Raw genomic sequence first — 19,962 nt, 5'->3', positions numbered from 1 at the left:
CAGTAGGGCAGTAGGGCAGTAGGGCAGTAGGGCAGTAGGGCAGTAGGGCAGTAGGGCAGTAGGGCAGTAGGGCAGTAGGGCAGTAGGGCAGTAGGGCAGTAGGGCAGTAGGCTATCGCTTCGGGAGCGCGCTTCTCTACAATTCACCTACTGCCGTACTGCCTTACTCCCCTATTCCCCTAACTATCTGCTCCGCCGCCGCTCCGATGCCGGCTGGAACGCCACGCGGGCGTGGTACTTGCAGTAGGGGCCGGTTTCGGCGGCGTCGTTGCCGCAGAAATGGAAGTCTTCCGAAAGCGGATCGCCGTTCGGCCATTTGCAAGTGCGCTCGTTGAGTTCGACAAGTTGCAGATGCCGCGAGATCGGCACGACGACGTTCTCGACCGGGCGGATATAGTGGCGCGCCACCGGTTCGGCATCGAACTGCGCCTTGAGCGCGGTCGCACCGATCGACATCGAGGTGGTGGCATGGCGCGTGGCGCTTGCTGCCCGGGACACCGATTTCTGGATCGTCGATCCCTGCACCGTCTTCTTCTGGCGTGCCGGTGAGGCGGTCGTGCGTCCGCGACCGGACAGTTTCAGCCGGTGCACTTTGCCGATGACCGCATTGCGGCTGACCCCGCCAAGCTGTGCGGCGATCTGGCTGGCGCTGAGGCCCTCCGACCACAATTTTCTGAGAAGTTCGACTCGCTCGTCAGTCCAGTTCATGAGACCGCGCTCCTGCTGAAACGTGCGGCAATCGGAATCCATTCCCGACCCGGCTTCTGCCGGGCAGACACCACATATATCGGGTGATTAGGTCCGCCGCACGAAATCTAGTTATTTCTCTGCTACAATTACCTTATGCGCTGACTCGGTGACAAGAGTCCCAAGGCCAACACGAATCGGTTTTTTCGGTTTTCCCCAACTTGCCCGGTCGCTTAGGAGCCGGCGTTATGCTGGGGGGCTTGCCGCGCGACCTTGCGCGACCTTTTCGTTGACTTCACGGCCGAAAAACACGATAAGCCACAAGGGCCGCCGCTTTGGCGGCTTTTTGATTTTTCCGGTTCCGGAGACGCATATAATGAGCGGTTCGGCGCTTTTCGAGACCTTTGTTCGCGCACCCCTGGCTTTCGACCACGGTGAAGGCACCTGGCTGGTCACCGACAAGGGCGAGCGATATCTCGATTTCGCCGGCGGCATCGCCGTGAATTCGTTGGGCTACAGCCATCCGCATCTGGTCGCGGCCCTCACCGAGCAGGCCGCCAAGCTCTGGCACGTCTCTAATCTGTACGAGATTCCGGGACAGAGCCGGCTCGGCGAGCGGCTGGCCGACGCAAGCTTTGCCGACAAGGTGTTCTTCACCAATTCCGGCGCAGAGGCGCTCGAATGCGCCATCAAGACGGCGCGGCGCTACCACTTCGTCAAGGGCCATCCCGAGCGCTACCGCACAATCACCTTCGAAGGCGCCTTCCACGGCCGCACCCTGGCGACCATCGCCGCCGGCGGCCAGTACAAGTATCTGGAAGGTTTCGGCCCCAAGGTCGACGGCTTCGACCAGGTCGGTTTCGACGATGTGGATGCCACCGAGAAGGCGATCACGCCTGAAACCGCGGCGATCCTGATCGAGCCGGTGCAAGGCGAGGGCGGCATCAGGCAAGTGCCGACGCAATCGCTGAAGCGGCTCAGGCAGCTCTGCGATCAGCACGGACTGCTCCTGATTTTCGACGAGGTCCAATGCGGCGTCGGCCGCACCGGAAAGCTGTTCGCGCATGAGTGGGCGGGTGTCACCCCCGACCTCATGGCGGTGGCCAAAGGCATCGGCGGCGGCTTCCCGATGGGTGCCTGCCTCGCCACCGACGAGGCAGCGGTCGGCATGACCGCCGGCGTGCACGGCACCACCTTCGGCGGCAATCCGCTGGCAATGGCGGTCGGCAACGCCGTGCTCGACGTGGTACTGGAAGACGGCTTTCTCGAAGACGTCCAGCGCAAGGCACTGCTGTTGAAGCAGGGGCTCGCTGGCGTCGCCGACGAATTTCCGGATGTTATCGAAAGCATCAGGGGCACCGGCCTGATGCTCGGGCTTAAATGCGCGATGCCCAACACCAAGGTCACGGTGGCACTGCGTGACCAGCATCTCTTGACGGTTCCGGCCGGCGACAACGTTATCCGCCTGCTGCCGCCTCTCACCGTCACCGACGCCGAGATCCACGAAGCGCTCGAGCGCATTCGTGCCGGCGCCAAGAGCCTGGCAGATGCCATCGTCGCTGCCGCTGCGAAGTAATCCTGGAATTCCTGATGTCCCTTCGCCATTTCACCGATCTTTCCGCCGTTTCCGAAGGCGATCTGCGCTTCATGCTCGACGACGCAGCGGTGCGAAAGGCAAGGCTCAAGGCCGGCGAACGCAGCAAGCCGCTCGAAGGCAAGGTGCTGGCGATGATCTTCGACAAGCCGTCGACGCGCACGCGCGTGTCGTTCGACGTCGGTATGCGGCAGTTGGGTGGCGAGACGATCATGCTGACCGGCACCGAGATGCAGCTTGGCCGCTCGGAGACCATTGCCGACACGGCCAAGGTGCTGTCGCGCTACGTCGATGCCATCATGATCCGCACCACCTCGCATGACCGGCTGCTGGAACTGATGGAAAACGCTACGGTCCCCGTCATTAACGGGCTGACCGACGAGACCCATCCCTGCCAGCTGATGGCCGACATCATGACCTTCGAAGAGCACCGCGGTCCGGTGGCCGGTAAAACGATCGCCTGGACCGGCGACGGCAACAACGTGCTGCATTCGCTGCTGGAGGCATCCGCGCGGTTCCATTTCAAGCTGAATGTCGCCGTGCCCGAGGGCAGCGAACCGGCCCAGAAGCATGTCGACTGGTCGAAAGCCAATGGCGGCAAGCTGAAATTCACCCGTTCGCCCGAGGAGGCCGTTCACGAGGCCGACTGCATCGTCACCGACTGCTGGGTGTCGATGGGCCAGGAGCACCGTGCCCGCGGCCACAATGTCTTCCTGCCCTATCAGGTCAATGCGGCACTGATGGCGAAAGCCAAGCCGGATGCGCTGTTCATGCACTGTCTGCCGGCGCATCGCGGTGAGGAGGTTACCGACGAGGTCATCGACGGACCGCATTCGGTGGTGTTCGATGAGGCCGAGAACCGGCTCCATGCCCAGAAGGCGGTCCTGGCCTGGTGCCTGGGCGCTTGATACGAGCCGCGGTGATCCGGGCCGGCCTGATCTGCGCCGCCTTGATCTGGGCCGCCTTGATCCGGGAGTTGGTGGTGCCTATCTCAGGCGCATCACGCAAATCGAGCGCGTCTCGTCGCATGCGCCCCGGAGGGCGGCATCGCCGCGCCCCGGAGCTTTGTCATGTTGGAAACTCATCAATTGGCTGAACATAAACCCAAGCTCGGCGAATTCGGCTACGCCGGCGACGACCATGTCGTGCCGTTCGAGGTCGGCCCGCTCGACGTGCGCGGTCGCACCGTCCAGCTCGGGCCGATGCTCGATGCTATTCTCAGCCGCCACGACTATCCCGAGCCGGTCGCCCGGCTCCTGGCTGAAGCCTGTGTGTTGACGGTATTGCTCGGAACTTCGCTGAAGTTCGAGGGCAAGTTCATTCTGCAGACCCGCACCGACGGGCCGGTCGACATGCTGGTCGCGGATTTCTCCACGCCGCACGCGCTGCGCGCTTATGCCCGCTTCGATGCCGACCGGCTGCAGGCTTTGACTTCTGCCGGCGAGACGTCACCGCAGACGCTGCTCGGCAGCGGCGTCCTGGCGCTGACCATCGACCAGGGCGCCCACACGCAACGCTACCAGGGCATCGTCCAGCTCGACGGCGTCACACTGGAAGATGCCGCACGCACTTATTTCCGCCAGTCGGAGCAGATTCCGACCGACCTCCGGCTTTCGGTTGCCAAGCTTCTGACGCCCGGCGTCGGCGGTGCCCGCGAACAATGGCGGGCCGGTGGCCTGCTGGCACAATTCCTGCCGCAGTCGGCGGAGCGCATGCGCGTACCCGACCTTCCAGGTGGCGACGGCGATCCGCGTGAGGAAATCCACGACCCGACCGACAATTCCTGGCAGGAGCTGCTGGCGCTGCTTGGTACTATTGAACCGACCGAGCTGATCGATCCGACGATCGGTGCCGAACGGCTGCTTTACCGGCTTTTCCACGAGCATGGCGTCCGCGTGTTCGGCGGGGTGCCGGTCGCCGACCAGTGCTCATGCTCAAGGGAGAAGATCCACGGCATCCTTGAAGGCTTTTCCGCCGAGGAGATCAGGGACAGCACCGAGGATGGCAGCATTCACGTCGCCTGCGAATTCTGCTCGAAGCAATATGACTTCGACCCGGCGGAGTTTGCAGCGGCCGGATGACGGCCGTCAATTGACGGTGCGCCGCATTCCCGGCAAGTCGAGCGAGAAGGCGGGGATGGCGACGTCGAACGTCTCGCCCCGCCTGTTGCGCATGGTGTAGTGCCCGACCATGATGCCGGATGGCGTCGAGAGCGGGCATCCAGACGTATACTGATAGCTGTCGCCGGGGTTGAGTCCGGGTTGCTCGCCGACGACCCCGGGGCCGCGCACTTCCTCGACCTTGCCGGTGCCGTCGGTAATGTGCCAGTAGCGCGACAGAAGCTGCACGAACTCATCCGACTGATTGTCGATGGTCACCTGATATCCCCAGACATAGCGGTTTTGCGGCGGGTCGGAGTGATCCTCCAGATAGAACGGCCTGACCTGCACTTCGATGTTGCGGGTGACGGCACTGTACATAAACTGCTCCAAAGCAATGTAGATGGAACTTTCGACGCTCAGCGCAGTTTGATCAACGATGCGCGTCATCTCCTTGCCCGACTCGAGCGCAGGTGCCGAAAAACAATGTCATTTAAGTGACACATGACAATGATGGTGTGCAGGCTTGTGCCGGGCGACTCAGCGTTCTGTCGAATTGTTGAAAACGGCCGTCATGCGGCCGGCACTTCTGGAGTGACCAGATCTCGATGGAACCGACATTCGCAGCCGCCCTCCTTTCCATAGCCCTCCTTCTTTCAAATCTCGCCAGCATCCTGTTAGCTTCGCTGAAGCTGAAGCGACCAGCCAGGATCGCACCGCCCGCGGCCAACGCGCCGCCGGTATCGATCGTCATCCCGGCGCGCGGCATCGAGCCGTTTGCCGAAGAGACGCTGGAGCGCGCCTTCTCACTCGACTGGCCGCGCTACGAACTCATCTTCTGCGTTGCCCATGCCGACGACCCGGTGGTCAAGCCGATCACCGCCGCAATGGCGCGCTTTCCAGCTATTCGCGCCCGCCTTCTAGTCGGTGACGACCGCATCAGCGGCAATCCAAAACTCAACAATTGCGTGAAGGGTTGGGAAGCGGCGCATTATCGCTGGGTCATCCTTGCCGATTCCAATGTGCTTATGCCGAGCGACTACGTCCAGCAGCTGATGGCGGCATGGCGGCATGGCACTGGCCTCGTCTGCTCGACGCCGATCGGCTCACGGCCGGACAGTTTCTGGGGGGAGGTCGAATGCGCCTTTCTCAACACGCTGCAGGCACGCTGGCAGTACGCTGGAGAGGCGCTCGGCCTCGGCTTCGCGCAGGGCAAGAGCATGTTGTGGAACAAGCCGATGCTCGACGCCAATGGCGGCATCCGCGCGCTTGCCGCCGAGATCGCCGAGGACGCCGCCGCGACCAAGCTGGTCAACGGGCTCGGACTGCGGGTCAATCTTGTCGCCTCGCCCTTCGAACAGCCGCTCGGCCGGCGCACGCTTGGCGAGATCTGGTCGCGGCAGGCGCGCTGGGCGCGGCTGCGTCGCGTCACCTTCGCGCTGTTCTTCGCCCCCGAGATCCTGATCGGCGCGGCGCCGCCGCTGGTGCTTGCGCTGATCGCGGCGGCTGACGCCGGCGTCAGCCTGCCGGCAACCGCCATCGCCGTGCTGGTCGCGGCCTACCTGCCGGAATGCGCCTTGGCCTCGGCCAAGGGATGGCAGCTGTCGCCGCGCACGATCCCGGCGATGATGGCGCGAGACCTGATGCTTCCCGCCATTTGGGCGCGCGGATGGCTGAGCGGCGCCGTCGACTGGCGCGGCAACGTGATGACTATCCAGACAAAGACCGTCGCGGAGCTGGAAGAGACCCCGTCCGGCGCCTGATCGGCGCGTCCCCGCTCGCCTCTGTTCGGCCATCCCTTATCCGGCAACTCTCAGTGCCTGCTCGATGTCTTCGAGCAGGTCGTCGGCGTCCTCAAGGCCAACTGACAGCCTGAGTGTTCCCGGTCCGATGCCGAGCTCGGCGCGGGCCTCATCGGTCAAGTTCTTGTGCGTCGTCGTCGCCGGATGGGTGATCAGGCTCTTGGCGTCGCCGAGATTGTTGGAAATGAGCACGACGTCGAGTGCGTTCTGGAAGGCAAAGGCCGCCTGCTTGCCGCCCTTCACATCGAGGCAGATCAGCGTCGAGCCACCCGACATCTGCTTCTTGACCACGGCCGCTTGCGGGTGGTCGGCACGGCCAGGATAGATGACACGGGCGATTTGCGGGCGCCCGGCCAGGAAATCCGCGATGCGGCCGGCACTTTCCGTCTGCTGGCGTACGCGTAGCGGCAGCGTCTCAAGGCCTTTCAGCAGCGTCCAGGCATTGAAGGGCGAGAGGCTTGGGCCGGTGTGGCGGAAATAGTCATGCAGGTTCTCGTCGATCCATTTCTTGTCCGACAGAACGATGCCGCCAAGACAGCGCCCCTGGCCGTCAATATGCTTCGTGGCCGAATAGACGACGATGTGGGCGCCGAGCTGCAGGGGTTTCTGCTGCAAGGGCGTGGCGAAGACATTATCGACGATCAGCCTGGCGCCGATCGAATTGGCAAGTGCCGCGACGGCGGCAATGTCGATCACTTCCAGCGTAGGATTGGTCGGGCTTTCCAGGAAGAACAGTTTGGTGTTCGGCTTGACCGCCTTTTCCCAATTGGCGATGTCGGTGCCGTCGACCAGCGTTGCCTCAATGCCGTATTTCGGCGCCAGCGTCTCGACCACCCAGCGGCAGGAGCCGAACAGCGCGCGCGCCGCTACGATATGGTCGCCCGCCTTGGCGCTGCACAGCAGTGCTGCCGTCACCGCCGCCATGCCGGATGCCGTGGCGCGCGCGTCTTCGGCTCCTTCCAGCGCGCGCATGCGTTTTTCAAACATGTCGACCGTCGGATTGGCATAGCGCGAATAGATGAAGCCCGGCTCCTCGCCCTTGAAGCGGGCCTCCGCCGCTTGCGCCGTCTCGTAGACATAGCCTTGGGTGAGATACATCGCCTCGGAGGTCTCGCCGAAGCCGGAACGCAGCGTTCCGGCATGCACGAGTGCGGTCTGAGGCTTCCAGTCGCGCTTCTTGGTCATCATTCCATCCAAACACCAAAATTGGTCCAAACAACAAAAAACCGGTCGCGAAAGTCGCAACCGGTCCATATGGCCTTGCGGCCCGACGGTCCTTTAGCGACTTGTTTAACGTGGCTGCAAGCCGACCGGCCAAATCACCACGGGATAACGAGCTTTAGACCCGCGCCACGCTTGCGTCAATTGCCGGCATGATTAAGAGGGTTGTACCAAGCAGGTGCCAAACGCGTCCACGGTCGGACCTGCGACAGAACAAGACCTCGCCCGGCGTTCGAACGGAGCCAGACCCTTGCGGCAGACAGGCATTCTTCCCGATCAGGATATTTCCGCGCTGTTCCAGATGGGCGCGCTGAAATCGCCGCGCACGCTCGATGCCGATCAGATCCAGCCGGCCAGCCTTGACCTCAGGCTCGGCGACAAGGCCTGGCGGGTGCGTGCTTCCTTCTTGCCCGGCCCGGACCACAGGGTTGCCGACAAGCTCGACCGGCTGAAGCTGCACGAGATCAACCTCGCCGAAGGTGCTGTGCTGGAAACCGGCTGCGTCTACATCGTGCCGCTGCTCGAAAGCCTGGCGCTGCCCGCCCATATTTCCGCCTCCGCCAACCCGAAAAGCTCGACCGGACGGCTCGATATCTTCACTCGGGTAATGACCGACCGCGGCCACGAGTTCGACAAGATCGCCGCCGGCTATGAAGGCCCGCTCTACCTGGAGGTCAGCCCGCGCACTTTCCCGATCGTCGTGCGGACCGGCTCGCGGCTGTCGCAGATCAGGTTCCGCACCGGCAATGCGCTCTTGTCGGAAAACGAGCTGCACGAGTTGCACCGCGCCGAAATGTTGGTCGCCACCGAACCACCCAACATCTCAGGCGGGGGCATCGCGCTATCGATCGACCTCGACGGCGACAAGGACGGGCTGGTCGGCTATCGCGGCAAGCACCACACCGGCCTGGTCGACGTCGATAAGCGCGCCGCGCAGGATGTCGTCGATTTCTGGGAGCCGCTCTACAAGAGCGGTGCCGGCGAGCTGGTGCTCGATCCGGACGAATTCTATATTCTGGTGTCGCGCGAGGCGGTGCATGTGCCGCCGCTCTACGCCGCCGAAATGACGCCCTTCGATCCGCTGGTCGGCGAGTTCCGCGTCCATTATGCCGGTTTCTTCGACCCGGGTTTCGGCCATTCGGCGTCGGGCGGCACCGGCAGCCGGGCGGTGCTCGAGGTACGCAGCCACGAAGTGCCGTTCATCCTCGACCACGGCCAGATCGTCGGACGGTTGGTCTATGAGCACATGCTGAAACGGCCGCGGGCGCTCTACGGCACTGATCTCGGCTCGAACTATCAGGCACAGGGCCTGAAACTGTCCAAGCATTTCCGCGCCGCGCGCTGACCTTCCTCTCACTTCCGGGCTACGCCCGGCTCAAAGTGCCTTCACCGCGACCTTCACCGGCTGCTCGATTTCAAGCGGGTTGCGCAGTGGCAGGCCGAAATCCTGCGCCTCGATTTCGAATACGTCACCGGCCTCGGTCCTGACGCCGTCGGCAAAGGACAGCGTCGCCGTGCCGAACATGTGCACATGCACGTCGCCCGGCTGGCGGAAGGCTGAGTATTTGAAGTGGTGATGCTCGAGATTGCCAATGGTGTGCGACATGTTCGCCTCGCCCGACAGGAACGGCTTTTCCCAAAGCAGCTTGCCGTCGCGCAGGATGCGCGAAGTGCCGCGGATATCGGACGGCAGATCGCCGATCAGGATCTCCGGCCCGAACGAAGCATTGCGCAGCTTGGAATGGGCAAGGAAGAGATAGTTCACACGCTCGGTGACATGGTCGGAAAACTCGTTAGACAGCGTGAAGCCGACACGGAACGGGGCGCCGTCGTCGCCGATCACATAGATACCGGCGATTTCCGGCTCCTCGCCGGCATCCTGGGCGAAGGCCGGCGACATAAGCGCCGCCCCGGGCGCCACCGCCATGGTGCCGTTGCCCTTGTAGAACCATTCCGGCTGCACGCCGATCTGGCCCTTCGCCGGCTTGCCGCCCTCAAGCCCCATGCGGAACATCTTCATTGAATCGGTCAGCTGTTCCTCGCCGTCCGTGCTGAGCTTCTTGTGCATGGAATCGCGGGTCGCGGCGGAGCCTAGATGCGTCAGCCCAGTGCCGGTGAGATGGAGATGCGCCGGATCGGGATGGTTGATCGGCGACAGCAGCCGGCCCTTCTTATAGGCTGCGTCGAGATCGACGGTTTCGCCGAAGCCCTTGCGCTCGATCAGGGCGACAAGCCCGCTGCCGGTACGCGCGGCTTCCATCGCCAGCGAATAGACGCTGCGGGCGCCGTTGATGACGCGGGTCTTGCCGCCGTTGCGGGCAACGACGCGGATCGTCTCGGCGTCGTCGAGGATTTGTGAGATCAGCATGGTAACCCTCTCTGAATTGTGGGCTGGCCTGCCCTTTCTCGGCAAACCCTACCCTGCGCGGCCCGGACCCTGTCCGCGCCTCGGTTGAAATTCTTCGTCCGGATTGCGCTCGCGGATCAGGTCCCTCGGGGGGACTTCTTTGCGCCGCCCGGCAGCGTCGCGATGTGACCCGTATGCCTCCTGGTTGCCTCTCAAGCCTTGTTCTTGTTGTAGACGTCGAAGACGACGGCGCCGAGCAGCACCAGGCCTTTGACCACCTGCTGCCAATCGACATTGACGCCCATGATCGACATGCCGTTGTTCATGACGCCCATGATGAAGCCGCCGACCACCGCGCCGATCACCTGGCCGACGCCGCCCATCGCCGAAGCGCCACCGATGAACACCGCGGCGATGACGTCGAGCTCGCTGCCGAGGCCGGCCGCCGGCACAGCCTGCCCCAGGCGCGCTGCGATAATCAGGCCGCCGAGTGCCGACAGCACGCCCATATTGATGAACACCATCAACGTCAGCCGTTCGGTCTTGATGCCCGATAGCTGGGCTGCCTTGGCATTGCCGCCCATCGCATAGATGCGACGGCCGATCGTCATGCGTTTGGTAACGAAGACGAACAAGGCGATCAGCACGCCCATCACCATGAGAACGATGGGGAGGCCCCTATAGGTGGCGAATTGGTAGACGAGAAACAGCGCCAGCGCGCTGATCACCAGGGTCTTGACGACGAACAGCGAGAAGGGCTCGGCTTCGTAGCCATGCTTCTCGCGGGTGCGCCGTGCCCTGAGCCCGAAATAGGCATAGGCGAGCACGGCGACGAGGCCGATCACGATCGTCGTCAGGTGCAGCGTCAGGCCGCTGCCGACAATGGTTTTGCCGGCGGCGTTCACGGTTGGCGGTATCAGCGTCAATGGGCCGATCAGGTCCGGAATGAAGCCGGAACTGAGCGCCTTGAAGCCGACGGGAAGCGGCCCTACGGAAGACCCGCCACCCAGCAGCGCCTGGCAGATGCCGCGGAAGATCAGCATGCCCGCCAGCGTGACGATGAAGCTCGGTATTCGGTGATAGGCAATCCAGTAGCCTTGTGCCCCGCCGATCGCACCACCGACGATCAGGCAGATGATCGACACCACCAGCGGATTGCTCAATGGGCCAAGCGGCCAGATGACCATCATCATCGCCGCCAGCGCGCCGATGAAGCCGGCGACGGAGCCGACGCTGAGATCGATGTGGCCCGAAACGATCACCAGAAGCATGCCCAGCGCCATCACGATGATGAAGCTGTTCTGCTGCACGAGATTGCTGAGGTTCACCGGCTTGAACAGCGTTCCGGACGTGGTGAACTGGAAGAACACCATGATTGCGATCAACGCCAGCACCAACCCGTATTCGCGCAGGTTGGTGACCAGCGCCGAGACGGCAATGCGAGGTCCCTGTTGTAGATCCTGGGCAACGCCGGTCTGCGGCCCGGGAGCGCTTTCGGTGCTCATGATGCTTTTCCTTCTCCGCGGACGATGGCGCGCATTATCTTTTCCTGGCTGGCGTCGCTTGCCGCCATTTCGCCGACGATGCGTCCTTCGTTCATGACGTAGATGCGGTCGGTGATGCCGAGCAGTTCGGGCATTTCCGACGAGATGACGATGATTGCCTTACCCTCGGAGGCGAGACGCGCGATGATCGTATAGATTTCATACTTGGCGCCGACGTCGATACCGCGTGTCGGCTCGTCGAGGATCAGCACTTCCGGATTGGCGAACAGCCATTTCGAGAGCACCACCTTCTGCTGATTGCCGCCAGAAAGGTTGCCGGTCATCTGGTAGACGCTCGAGGCGCGGATATTGGTCCTGCCGCGATAATCGTTGGCGACCGAAAGCTCGCGCAAATCGTCGATCACGCCGTGGCGCGACACGCCGGGCAGGTTGGCCAGCGTGATGTTGTGCTTGATGTGGTCGATCAGGTTGAGCCCGTAGGTCTTGCGGTCCTCGGTAACGTAGGCGATGCCGTGTTCCACCGCCTTGCTCACCGAAGAGACGTCGATCGGCTTGCCGTTGAGGAACACCTCGCCCGTGATGCGACGGCCATAGGACCGGCCGAACAGGCTCATGGCAAACTCGGTCCGGCCGGCACCCATGAGCCCGGCAATGCCGACCACTTCGCCCTTGCGGGCGTTGAGGTTGATACCCTTGATGACCTGCCGCTCGGCATGGATGGGGTGGTAGACCGACCAGTTTTTCACTTCGAGAACGGTCTCGCCGATCTTCGGCTCGCGCGGCGGATAGCGGTCGTCGAGCGAACGGCCGACCATCGAGGTAATGATGCGGTCCTCCGAGATGTCCTTCTTGGCCAGCGTCTCGATAGTCCGCCCGTCACGGATGATGGTGACCTTGTCGGCGACCCGGTTCACCTCGTTGAGCTTGTGCGAGATCAGGATCGAAGTGATGCCTTGCCGCTTGAATTCGAGCAGCAGATCGAGCAGCGCCTGGCTGTCCTTTTCGGACAGGCTCGCGGTCGGCTCATCGAGAATGAGCAACTTCACTTCCTTGCTGAGCGCCTTGGCGATCTCGACCAGCTGCTGCTTGCCGACGCCGATATTGGTGATCAGCGTGTTGGGGTCTTCCTTGAGGCCGACCTTCTTGAGCAGGGCGCTGGTGCGCGCCTCATTGGCATTCCAGTCGATGACGCCGTATCTGGCGTGCTCGTTGCCGAGAAAGATGTTTTCGGCGATCGACAGCATCGGCACCAGCGCAAGCTCCTGGTGGATGATGACGATGCCCTTGCGCTCGCTGTCATGGATGCCTTTGAAATGGCACTCATCGCCGCGATAGATGATCTGGCCGTCATAGGTGCCGGACGGATACACACCCGACAGCACCTTCATCAGCGTCGACTTGCCGGCGCCGTTCTCGCCGACCACGGCATGGATCTCGCCTTCCTCGACCATGAGCTTGACGTTCGACAGCGCCTTGACGCCGGGAAACGTCTTGGTGATGTCGCGCATCTCCAAAATCGTCGATGCCATTGAGAATACCACTCCTGCGAGGTCCGCAAACAATACCGGGCTGGCTCGCCAACGAAAAGGGGCCCTGCCTGCGCAGGACCCCAGACTTTGTAACCGCGATTACTTCAGCTCTTCGGCCTTGATGTAGCCGGAGTCGACCACCAGGGCCTGATAGTTCGACTTGTCGACGTCGTGCGGTGTCAACAGGATCGAGGGAACGACCTTGACGTCGTTGTTGTAGGTCGTGGTGTCGAGGCCTTCCGGCTTGCCGCCCGAGAGCACCTTGTCGACGAGTTCGACCGTCGCCTTGGCGAGTTCGCGGGTGTCCTTGAACACGGTCGAATACTGTTCGCCGGCGATGATCGCCTTGACCGAAGCGGTCTCGGCGTCCTGTCCGGTGACGATCGGCCATGGCTGATCGGCGGTGCCGTAGCCTACGGCGCGCAGCGATGCGATGATGCCGCGCGACAGGCCGTCATAGGGCGAGAGCACGCCATCGACGCGGCTGCCGTCCGAGTAGTTGGCGGAGAGCAGATTGTCCATGCGGGCCTGGGCGGTTGCCGCCAGCCAGCGCAGCGTGCCGACCTTGTCCATGCCCATCTGGCCGGACTTCACGACGAGGGTCTTGTCATCGATCAGCGGCTGAAGAACCGACATGGCGCCGTTATAGAAGAAGAACGCATTGTTGTCGTCCGGCGAACCGCCGAACAGCTCGATGTTGAACGGGCCCTTCTTCTCGGGATAACCGAGACCCTTGAGCAGCGATTTGGCCTGGATGACGCCGACGCCGAAATTGTCGAAGGTGGTGTAGTAGTCGACATTTGGCGTCTTCTTGATCAGGCGGTCGTAAGCGACGACGACAACGCCGGCGTCATTCGCCTTCTGCAACGCATCGCCCATCGTGGTGCCGTCGATCGAAGCGATGATCAGCGCCTTCGGGCCCTTGGTGATTTCGTTTTCCAGCTGGCTGAGCTGGTTCGGAATGTCGTCCTGCGCGTACTGCAGGTCGACAGTGTAGCCCAGAGCCTCGAGCTGGGACTTGACGGCGTCGCCGTCGTTGATCCAGCGCTGCGAGGTCTTGGTGGGCATCAGCACGCCGATCAGGCCTTCGCCCGCCTGCGCCGGCAGCGTCATGGCCGCGATGCCTAGGGCCGCGACGGCGGCCAGTGTCTTGATAATCTTCACATTAACTCTCCCTGGTTGATGGACGCGTACCCTTGGGTTTCGTGGGCCGCGCAATCGTGCAGGAGCGCCAAACGCGCCGCTGCCGTCAATCGATCTCCGGTATCCTCCCAATCGGCCCCGAGACTCTGGTTCAATCGATACGAGTTTTCCCTCGTCACCGACCGTCAAGCCTCAGGACGCGCGAAGGGTGTGTCGCTTTGCCATAACTGTCAAATGCGATCTTTGATGGTTGCTATATCGAGACTGATATGGCTTAGGCTAGTGACGACGCAGCCGGATCCAGCCAGGGCGCCGGGCGTAAGAGTAGGGAAGAATCATGGCGGCGCTGCGAAATCCTGGCGGAATATCAGCCGGTTACGATGAGATCCCGGGTGATGGCGGAACCTTGCTGCGCAGCGGCTTGAGCCTGCGTCACATGCGCATGATCGCAGCCCTCGACGAGCACGGCCGGGTGAGCGCCGCGGCCCAGGTCATGAACATCTCGCAGCCGGCGGCCTCGCGCATGATCGCCGAGATGGAGGCCGTGCTCGACGTCAAGCTCTGCGAAAGGCTGCCGCGCGGCATCACGCTGACACCCTATGGCAAGGCGTTGGCACGGCGCGCGCGATCGATCCTGCTCGAGATGCGTGAGGTCGACCGCGAGATTTTCGAGCTCAAGGCGGGCAAGGGCGGCTCGGTATTCCTGGGCGCGGTGACAGCACCGGCGATCGAGCTGGCGGTGCCGGCGATCCGCGAGATCCGGCGCCTTTATCCGCGCATCGAAATCACCATGCAGGTCGAGACCTCGAACGTCCTGGCGCGCGAGCTGATCGCCTCGCGCCACGATTTCATCATCGCCCGCATCCCCGACGACCTCAATCCGCGGCTGTTCGAAGCGCGCGTTATCGGCGTCGAGAAAGCCTGCCTGATCGTGCGCCGCGGCCACCCGCTGACCAAGGGCAAGGCGGTCCGGTTGGAAGACACCGCCGCCTATGACTGGGTTTTCCAGTCGGGCGGCTCGCCGCTGCGCCAGGCGATGGAAAGCAACTTTTTGAACCGCAACATCGCGCTGCCGGACCGCATCCTCAACACCAGCTCGCTGCTATTGACTCTGGTCATGGTCGCGCAATCCGACGCCATTGCGCCGGTTTCGATCCAGGTCGCGAAGTTCATCCAGAACCCCGAAGGCCTGGCCGGCGCCATCGATGTCGTCCAGACTGAATTCGACATCGAGGTCAGGCCCTACAGCCTGATCACGGTGAAGAACCGCGCGCTGTCACCGGCAGCCAAGATGCTGCACGATTTTATTTTGCGAGAGGTGGGCTGAGGGTTGGAGCGGGTAGCGGGCGCATCCCGCGGCCGGCCAGACGACCAGACAGGCCCGCCAGCAGCGGCGCCGATGCACGTCGGCCACTACTGCCTGATGCTCAAAAAAGCCCGCCAGCAGAAGCCAGCGGGCCAAGGGTAGACTTTCCGGTTGGGGTCATTCGAGGCCCCGCCGACCCTCAATGTGAGATATTCCACGAACTGGCACATCGGCCAAACAGATGAAAGACGGCCAGCCGGGCTGTAAAACTGCCTATAAATCCGCTGGTTTTCAGCTTGGCCAGAACAAGTGCAATGCACCCGGGGCAAAAGCTGGAGCGGGTAGCGGGAATCGAACCCGCGCGTTCAGCTTGGGAAGCTGACAAGCTACCATTACATCATACCCGCGCTGGTTCCTCCGATATCATGGCCCGGCGCCGATGCGCAATCCGGTTTGAGGGCTCGGCTTGATGCCGGACGACCAACTGCGTATTTCTAGGCATGTGCCCGAATCGCGGCACCCGACTGTGGAGACAGGCTTGTCCGCACTGAACCGCTTTCTCGGCGACACGCCGCTCCGGGTGATCCTGAAGCTGCTTGTGGTGTCGTTCCTCGTCGGGCTGGTCATGAATGCCTTCGGCTGGTCGCCGATGGATGTGCTTTACGGCATCCGCAAATTCTTCACCGACCTGTGGAATATGGGCTTCCACGCCATCGACCGCTTTCTCGGCTACATCCTGCTCGGTGCCGCGATCGTCGTGCCGGCCTTCATCCTGCTCAGGATCGCTAACTACCGGAAGTGAATTTTCAGGCGTAGCCCGCCGCCACCTCGAACAGGATGGCGTGCCGTGCAGCAAGTGCTGCGACATCCGTCGAATAGCCGCCGCCGATAACGCCGCATACCGGTATGCCAAGCGTGCGGAAATGGCGGATCACCATATCATCGCGGGCGCGCAGCCCGTCATCCGTGAGCGACAACCTGCCGAGCCGGTCATCGACATGGACATCGACGCCGGCATTGTAGAAGGCGAGGCCCCAGCGCCTTCGCGCCGACAGCTCCGGCAGGATGGCGTCCAGCCGCTCCAGATAGGCTGCATCGCCGGCGCCGTCGGGCAGGGCGACATCGAGATCGGAGGCGATCTTGCGCGCGGGGTAGTTGCGGTCGCCATGCATGGAGAAGGTAAACACGCGCGGCTCGTCGTTCAGGATATCCGCCGTGCCGTCGCCCTGATGCACGTCGAGGTCGACGACCAGGATGTTTTGGACAGCAGCTTCGGCGAGCAGCACCAGCGCGGCAACGGCTACGTCGTTGAAGGTGCAGAAGCCGGCGCCTTGCGCGCGCCGTGCATGATGGCTGCCGCCGGCGGTGTTGCAGGCGATGCCGTTCAGCAACGCCAGCCGCGCCGCCAGCACCGTGCCGGCCGTTGCGAGCTGCGCCCTCAGCGAAACCCGCGGTCCGACGGGAAAGCCGATCTCGCGCTCGATCGCCACCGGCACTTTGCAGGCAAGCACCTGGTCGACATAGTCTGCCGCGTGGGCAAGCTTCAGCCATGATGGCCGCGCCGCCTCCGGCTTGTTGAGCGCTTCGGGACGTGCCAGGCCGCGTGCCCGCAACGCATCCATCAGCAGCGGATATTTGCTCATCGGGAAGCGGTGGTTGACGGCGAAGCCGGCGTCATAGTCGGGATGATGAACGATCTGCAAGGGCATGGGGCGGCCGGTGCGCCAGAGGCGGATTTCGGTTGACCATAACGGGGTGGATGGTTGCGCGAGGTCGGCAAACTGGGGCACATCGGCTGGCCGATCAAGCCGCAACGGGAAGCAACACGCGTTTGGAGCAGGCTTTACCCACCGAAGCCCACGCCACCGAAGCCAGGGCCTTTGTCGTCACCAACCGCTCGGTGCTCGCCATCGCCGTGCCGATGACGCTTGCCTATCTGACGACGCCGTTGCTCGGAATTGTCGACACGGCGGTGGTTGGGCAGTTCGGCGACGCCGCCCTTCTCGGCGGCCTTGCGGCCGGCGCCCTGATCTTCGACGTCGTTTTCACGACCTTCAACTTCTTGCGCTCCGGCACCACCGGCCTCGTCGCCCAGGCCTTCGGGCGCGGCGATGCGCTGGAGGAGCAGGCGGTGTTCTGGCGCGCCGTGCTGATCGCGGTCGTCGCCGGCGTCGTGCTTGCCGCGCTTGCGCCGCTGGTCTCCACCGCCGGGCAATGGTTCATAGGCGCCGAACCGCGCGTCAGCGCGGCGATGGACGTCTATATCCGCATCAGGATGCTCGCAGCACCGTTCTCGCTGATCAATTACGCCATCCTCGGTTACGTGCTTGGGCGCGGCGAGGGCGGGCTCGGGCTGATGCTGCAGTTGATACTGAACGGCATCAACATCGCCCTCTGCTTCCTGCTTGGCCTGGAGCTCGGCTGGGGCGTTGCCGGCGTTGCCTGGGCAACGGTCACCGGCGAATTCGTCGCCATGCTGCTTGGTCTCGCCATTGTCGGCCGGCGCTTTTGGGCGGCGCCCAGGCTGCCGCGCCACCGCGTCCTCGATCTGCCGGCATTCCTGCGCATGATGTCGCTCAATCGCGATATCATGATCCGCTCCTTTTCGCTGCTCGCCGCCTTCGCGCTGTTCACGCGCCAGGGCGCACAATTCGGCACTCTGACGCTGGCCGCCAACGCCGTGCTGATGAACCTCTTCCTGGTTGCCGGCTATTTCCTCGACGGTTTCGCCACCGCCGCTGAACAGCTCGCCGGGCGCGCCATAGGCGCCCGTGCCGCCACGGCGTTTGACCAGGCGGTGCGGCTGACGCTGCTTTGGGGGCTCGGGCTGGCGGGCGCGGCGACACTCTTCTTCTTGCTGGAGGGCACGGATCTGATCGCCCTTATCACGACCGCGACAGACGTCCGCGCCATCGCCGATATCTACCTGCCCTGGGCGGCGTTCACCGCGCTCAGCGGCGTGCTGGCTTTCGAGATGGATGGTGTTTTCATCGGCGCGACATGGTCGCGCGACATGCGCAACATGATGCTGTTGTCGTTCCTGTCGTTCAGCGCCGCGCTGCTGATTCTGGCGCCGGCCTTCGGCAATCACGGCTTGTGGGCGGCGTTGCATGTCTTCCTGCTGGTACGCGGCTTCAGCCTGCTCGCCATATTGCGGCTGCGGGTGCGCACAGCCTTTAACTGATCGCTAAAGCGGTTTCGCCGCCCAGTGATCGAGGCGGCTGTCGCGAAGCTCGCGCAGCGACTTCAGCCCTTGACTGTCCACGAAACGGGCCATGCCGGAAAGAATGCGCCCCGGCAGCGCAGGCCCGGCATAGATCATGCCGGTATAGAGCTGCACGAGATCGGCGCCGGCACGGATCTTTTCCAGCGCCGTCTCGGCGGAATCGACGCCGCCGACGCCGATGATAGTGGGATCCGGGCCAAGCAGTTTTCGCATCCTTGCCAGCACGATAGTCGAGCGCTCGAACAAGGGTTTCCCCGAAAGCCCGCCGGCCTCGCCGGCAAGGCCGGCGCTGCGCAGGCCGGATCGCGCGATCGTGGTGTTGGAGACGATGACGCCGTCCATTTGCTTGTCGTTGATCTCGGCGGCGATGTCCTCAAGCTCGGCCTCGACCAGATCCGGCGCGATCTTGAGGAACACGGGCGGTTTTGCCGGTGCCGCCGCACGCGCGGCCATGACCCGCGACAGGAGCTCGCCAAGCTGGTCGCGCGCCTGCATGTTGCGCAGGCCCGGCGTGTTCGGCGAGGAGATATTGATCGTCAGATAGCTGGCATATCGCGCGAACCGGATCACGCCGCGCTCATAATCACTGACGCGGTCGGCGCTGTCCTTGTTGGCGCCGATGTTGATCCCGACGATGCCGGGGCGGCCCTTGCGGGCGGCAAGGCGCTTCTCTGCGGCGGCGTGGCCTTCATTGTTGAAGCCCAGCCGGTTGATCACTGCCCCGTCCGAAGGCAGCCGGAAGATGCGCGGCTTCGGATTGCCCGTCTGCGGCAGCGGCGTGATCGTGCCGACCTCGGCGAAGCCGAAGCCGAGGCCGAGCAGCGCGTCCGGCACTTCGGCATTCTTGTCGTAACCCGCGGCCATGCCGAGCGGGTTCGGGAAATCGAGCCCGCAACGGCTGACCTTTAACCTGTTGTCCTGCGGCGGACGACCGGCGACCGGCAGCCCGCATCTCAGCGCGGCAATCGACAGCCCATGCGCGGTTTCCGGATCGAGCGTGAACAGCAGTTTCTGGCCGATCCGGTCGAACGCGCTCATTCGGCCTCCAGCGCCGGGAATTCATGCCGGCCGTCAGCGCCGAGCGGCAATGCCTGCACCGAAACGACCGCATCGAGGCCGAGCCCGCCATAGAGATGCGGGAACAGGGCGCCGCCGCGCGAGACCTCATATTTCAGCGCATCGCCGAGGCGCGCGCTATCGACGGCGACCAGCAGCAACCGGCTTTGGCCGGCGAAATGTTTGGCCGCCGTTTCCCGAACCTGCCCGGCGGTAGAAAAATGGATGAAGCCGTCGGCGACGTCGATCGGCGCGCCGGTGAAGCCGCCTTCTCTTTCAGCCTCGCGCCACAGCGCCTCGGGAACTATCTTGTAGATGATCTCGGACATCGTTGCGCTATAGTCCGAACCGACCACGCGGGGAAGGGCAGGCCCGTGTTCTTCCCCATTTCAGGTTCATCCCCATTTCAGGCGCAAACTGTGATAGATTGCGCTGACTGGCTCATGGA

18 protein-coding genes, 1 tRNA gene and 1 riboswitch are annotated in these 19,962 nt (G+C 63.3%); of the genes, 8 read left to right on the top strand and 11 right to left on the bottom strand.

Translation table 11 applies throughout. From position 1 onward, the window contains the following. Nucleotides 1-182: 182 nt before the first annotated feature. Nucleotides 183-707 carry a GcrA family cell cycle regulator gene (locus NKI08_RS30435; protein ID WP_023677348.1) on the bottom strand — a complete coding sequence of 175 codons (525 nt, stop codon included), beginning with the start codon at nucleotides 705-707 and terminating at the stop codon, nucleotides 183-185. Nucleotides 708-1,062: 355 nt separating this feature from the next. On the opposite strand from NKI08_RS30435, the gene NKI08_RS30430 reads away from it, so the two are divergent. The 3 genes from NKI08_RS30430 (at nucleotide 1,063) to NKI08_RS30420 (ending at nucleotide 4,361) form a co-directional block, all read left to right on the top strand. Continuing rightward, nucleotides 1,063-2,262 carry an aspartate aminotransferase family protein gene (locus NKI08_RS30430; protein WP_352470110.1) on the top strand — a complete coding sequence of 400 codons (1,200 nt, stop codon included), beginning with the start codon at nucleotides 1,063-1,065 and terminating at the stop codon, nucleotides 2,260-2,262. A gap of 14 nt (nucleotides 2,263-2,276) precedes the next feature. Beyond that, nucleotides 2,277-3,188, top strand: a complete 912-nt coding sequence (argF, locus tag NKI08_RS30425; protein WP_352470112.1) for an ornithine carbamoyltransferase — start codon at nucleotides 2,277-2,279, stop codon at nucleotides 3,186-3,188. A 162-nt stretch (nucleotides 3,189-3,350) separates the two neighbouring features. After that, the gene (locus NKI08_RS30420; RefSeq protein ID WP_352501705.1) at nucleotides 3,351-4,361 is read left to right on the top strand and encodes an Hsp33 family molecular chaperone; all 1,011 of its coding nucleotides are present in this window, start codon (nucleotides 3,351-3,353) and stop codon (nucleotides 4,359-4,361) included. Between the two features lie 6 nt (nucleotides 4,362-4,367). On the opposite strand, the gene apaG is transcribed toward NKI08_RS30420, so the two are convergent. Continuing rightward, nucleotides 4,368-4,760, bottom strand: coding sequence for a Co2+/Mg2+ efflux facilitator ApaG/CorD (apaG, locus tag NKI08_RS30415; RefSeq protein WP_352470114.1), 393 nt, complete (start codon nucleotides 4,758-4,760; stop codon nucleotides 4,368-4,370). A gap of 227 nt (nucleotides 4,761-4,987) precedes the next feature. On the opposite strand from apaG, the gene NKI08_RS30410 reads away from it, so the two are divergent. Beyond that, complete coding sequence (locus tag NKI08_RS30410) at nucleotides 4,988-6,142, top strand: glycosyltransferase (protein ID WP_352774692.1); 1,155 nt, start codon at nucleotides 4,988-4,990, stop codon at nucleotides 6,140-6,142. A 36-nt stretch (nucleotides 6,143-6,178) separates the two neighbouring features. Here NKI08_RS30410 and NKI08_RS30405 read toward each other — a convergent pair whose 3' ends face one another. Next, entirely contained in the window at nucleotides 6,179-7,369 is a 1,191-nt protein-coding gene (locus NKI08_RS30405; RefSeq protein ID WP_352774690.1) for an O-succinylhomoserine sulfhydrylase, read from the bottom strand. A gap of 70 nt (nucleotides 7,370-7,439) precedes the next feature. Beyond that, nucleotides 7,440-7,517, bottom strand: a riboswitch (SAM riboswitch). Nucleotides 7,518-7,652: 135 nt separating this feature from the next. Here NKI08_RS30405 and NKI08_RS30400 point away from each other — a divergent pair. Next, nucleotides 7,653-8,747: a 2'-deoxycytidine 5'-triphosphate deaminase gene (locus NKI08_RS30400; RefSeq protein WP_352774688.1), complete on the top strand. Its 1,095-nt coding sequence runs from the start codon at nucleotides 7,653-7,655 to the stop codon at nucleotides 8,745-8,747. Nucleotides 8,748-8,777: 30 nt separating this feature from the next. On the opposite strand, the gene araD1 is transcribed toward NKI08_RS30400, so the two are convergent. The 4 genes from araD1 to chvE all read right to left on the bottom strand — a co-directional run bounded on the left by araD1 (nucleotide 8,778) and on the right by chvE (nucleotide 13,947). Continuing rightward, complete coding sequence (gene araD1 / locus NKI08_RS30395) at nucleotides 8,778-9,770, bottom strand: AraD1 family protein (protein WP_352613920.1); 993 nt, start codon at nucleotides 9,768-9,770, stop codon at nucleotides 8,778-8,780. A 191-nt stretch (nucleotides 9,771-9,961) separates the two neighbouring features. Continuing rightward, on the bottom strand, nucleotides 9,962-11,254 hold the full coding sequence (gene mmsB, locus NKI08_RS30390) for a multiple monosaccharide ABC transporter permease (protein WP_352774687.1): 1,293 nt from the start codon (nucleotides 11,252-11,254) through the stop codon (nucleotides 9,962-9,964). Beyond that, complete coding sequence (gene mmsA / locus NKI08_RS30385; protein WP_023677359.1) at nucleotides 11,251-12,783, bottom strand: multiple monosaccharide ABC transporter ATP-binding protein; 1,533 nt, start codon at nucleotides 12,781-12,783, stop codon at nucleotides 11,251-11,253. Before mmsA ends, mmsB begins: the two co-directional genes overlap by 4 nt. A 99-nt stretch (nucleotides 12,784-12,882) precedes the next feature. After that, nucleotides 12,883-13,947, bottom strand: coding sequence for a multiple monosaccharide ABC transporter substrate-binding protein (chvE, locus tag NKI08_RS30380; protein WP_254816339.1), 1,065 nt, complete (start codon nucleotides 13,945-13,947; stop codon nucleotides 12,883-12,885). A 316-nt stretch (nucleotides 13,948-14,263) separates the two neighbouring features. Here chvE and NKI08_RS30375 point away from each other — a divergent pair, with 316 nt between their 5' ends. Further along, entirely contained in the window at nucleotides 14,264-15,253 is a 990-nt protein-coding gene (locus tag NKI08_RS30375; protein WP_352464898.1) for a LysR family transcriptional regulator, read from the top strand. Between the two features lie 312 nt (nucleotides 15,254-15,565). Here the strand turns inward: NKI08_RS30375 and NKI08_RS30370 are convergent. Then, nucleotides 15,566-15,639: transfer RNA gene (locus NKI08_RS30370), tRNA-Gly, on the bottom strand. 131 nt (nucleotides 15,640-15,770) lie between these two features. On the opposite strand from NKI08_RS30370, the gene NKI08_RS30365 reads away from it, so the two are divergent. Further along, a complete protein-coding gene (locus NKI08_RS30365) occupies nucleotides 15,771-16,034 on the top strand; it encodes a DUF6460 domain-containing protein (RefSeq protein ID WP_352774685.1) in 264 nt (87 codons plus the stop codon). Between the two features lie 4 nt (nucleotides 16,035-16,038). On the opposite strand, the gene NKI08_RS30360 is transcribed toward NKI08_RS30365, so the two are convergent. Further along, the gene (locus NKI08_RS30360) at nucleotides 16,039-16,941 is read right to left on the bottom strand and encodes a histone deacetylase family protein (protein ID WP_352774683.1); all 903 of its coding nucleotides are present in this window, start codon (nucleotides 16,939-16,941) and stop codon (nucleotides 16,039-16,041) included. 50 nt (nucleotides 16,942-16,991) lie between these two features. Here NKI08_RS30360 and NKI08_RS30355 point away from each other — a divergent pair, with 50 nt between their 5' ends. Continuing rightward, nucleotides 16,992-18,416 carry an MATE family efflux transporter gene (locus tag NKI08_RS30355; RefSeq protein WP_352774693.1) on the top strand — a complete coding sequence of 475 codons (1,425 nt, stop codon included), beginning with the start codon at nucleotides 16,992-16,994 and terminating at the stop codon, nucleotides 18,414-18,416. A gap of 3 nt (nucleotides 18,417-18,419) precedes the next feature. Here the strand turns inward: NKI08_RS30355 and NKI08_RS30350 are convergent, their stop codons facing one another. Beyond that, nucleotides 18,420-19,496: a quinone-dependent dihydroorotate dehydrogenase gene (locus tag NKI08_RS30350; protein WP_352470124.1), complete on the bottom strand. Its 1,077-nt coding sequence runs from the start codon at nucleotides 19,494-19,496 to the stop codon at nucleotides 18,420-18,422. Beyond that, nucleotides 19,493-19,843, bottom strand: a complete 351-nt coding sequence (locus NKI08_RS30345; RefSeq protein ID WP_023677366.1) for a DUF952 domain-containing protein — start codon at nucleotides 19,841-19,843, stop codon at nucleotides 19,493-19,495. Before NKI08_RS30345 ends, NKI08_RS30350 begins: the two co-directional genes overlap by 4 nt. Between the last annotated feature and the right edge of the window lie 119 nt (nucleotides 19,844-19,962).

Origin of the sequence: Mesorhizobium sp. M0768 (assembly GCF_040320195.1) — a bacterium.
In the GTDB taxonomy this organism is placed as follows: domain Bacteria; phylum Pseudomonadota; class Alphaproteobacteria; order Rhizobiales; family Rhizobiaceae; genus Mesorhizobium.
Note: the sequence above shows the minus strand (reverse complement) of the source record. Positions and strands in the feature narration are given on the sequence as shown.

Excerpts from the sequence above, each read along its gene's own strand:
- NKI08_RS30410 (WP_352774692.1), top strand. The coding sequence starts at position 4,988 with ATGGAACCGACATTCGCAGCCGCCCTCCTTTCCATAGCCCTCCTTCTT.
- araD1 (WP_352613920.1), bottom strand. The coding sequence starts at position 9,770 with ATGCTGATCTCACAAATCCTCGACGACGCCGAGACGATCCGCGTCGTT.
- NKI08_RS30360 (WP_352774683.1), bottom strand. The coding sequence starts at position 16,941 with ATGCCCTTGCAGATCGTTCATCATCCCGACTATGACGCCGGCTTCGCC.
- mmsA (WP_023677359.1), bottom strand. The coding sequence starts at position 12,783 with ATGGCATCGACGATTTTGGAGATGCGCGACATCACCAAGACGTTTCCC.
- NKI08_RS30345 (WP_023677366.1), bottom strand. The coding sequence starts at position 19,843 with ATGTCCGAGATCATCTACAAGATAGTTCCCGAGGCGCTGTGGCGCGAG.
- NKI08_RS30405 (WP_352774690.1), bottom strand. The coding sequence starts at position 7,369 with ATGATGACCAAGAAGCGCGACTGGAAGCCTCAGACCGCACTCGTGCAT.
- NKI08_RS30350 (WP_352470124.1), bottom strand. The coding sequence starts at position 19,496 with ATGAGCGCGTTCGACCGGATCGGCCAGAAACTGCTGTTCACGCTCGAT.
- argF (WP_352470112.1), top strand. The coding sequence starts at position 2,277 with ATGTCCCTTCGCCATTTCACCGATCTTTCCGCCGTTTCCGAAGGCGAT.
- NKI08_RS30435 (WP_023677348.1), bottom strand. The coding sequence starts at position 707 with ATGAACTGGACTGACGAGCGAGTCGAACTTCTCAGAAAATTGTGGTCG.
- NKI08_RS30420 (WP_352501705.1), top strand. The coding sequence starts at position 3,351 with ATGTTGGAAACTCATCAATTGGCTGAACATAAACCCAAGCTCGGCGAA.
- NKI08_RS30375 (WP_352464898.1), top strand. The coding sequence starts at position 14,264 with ATGGCGGCGCTGCGAAATCCTGGCGGAATATCAGCCGGTTACGATGAG.
- apaG (WP_352470114.1), bottom strand. The coding sequence starts at position 4,760 with ATGTACAGTGCCGTCACCCGCAACATCGAAGTGCAGGTCAGGCCGTTC.
- NKI08_RS30355 (WP_352774693.1), top strand. The coding sequence starts at position 16,992 with ATGGTTGCGCGAGGTCGGCAAACTGGGGCACATCGGCTGGCCGATCAA.
- NKI08_RS30430 (WP_352470110.1), top strand. The coding sequence starts at position 1,063 with ATGAGCGGTTCGGCGCTTTTCGAGACCTTTGTTCGCGCACCCCTGGCT.
- mmsB (WP_352774687.1), bottom strand. The coding sequence starts at position 11,254 with ATGAGCACCGAAAGCGCTCCCGGGCCGCAGACCGGCGTTGCCCAGGAT.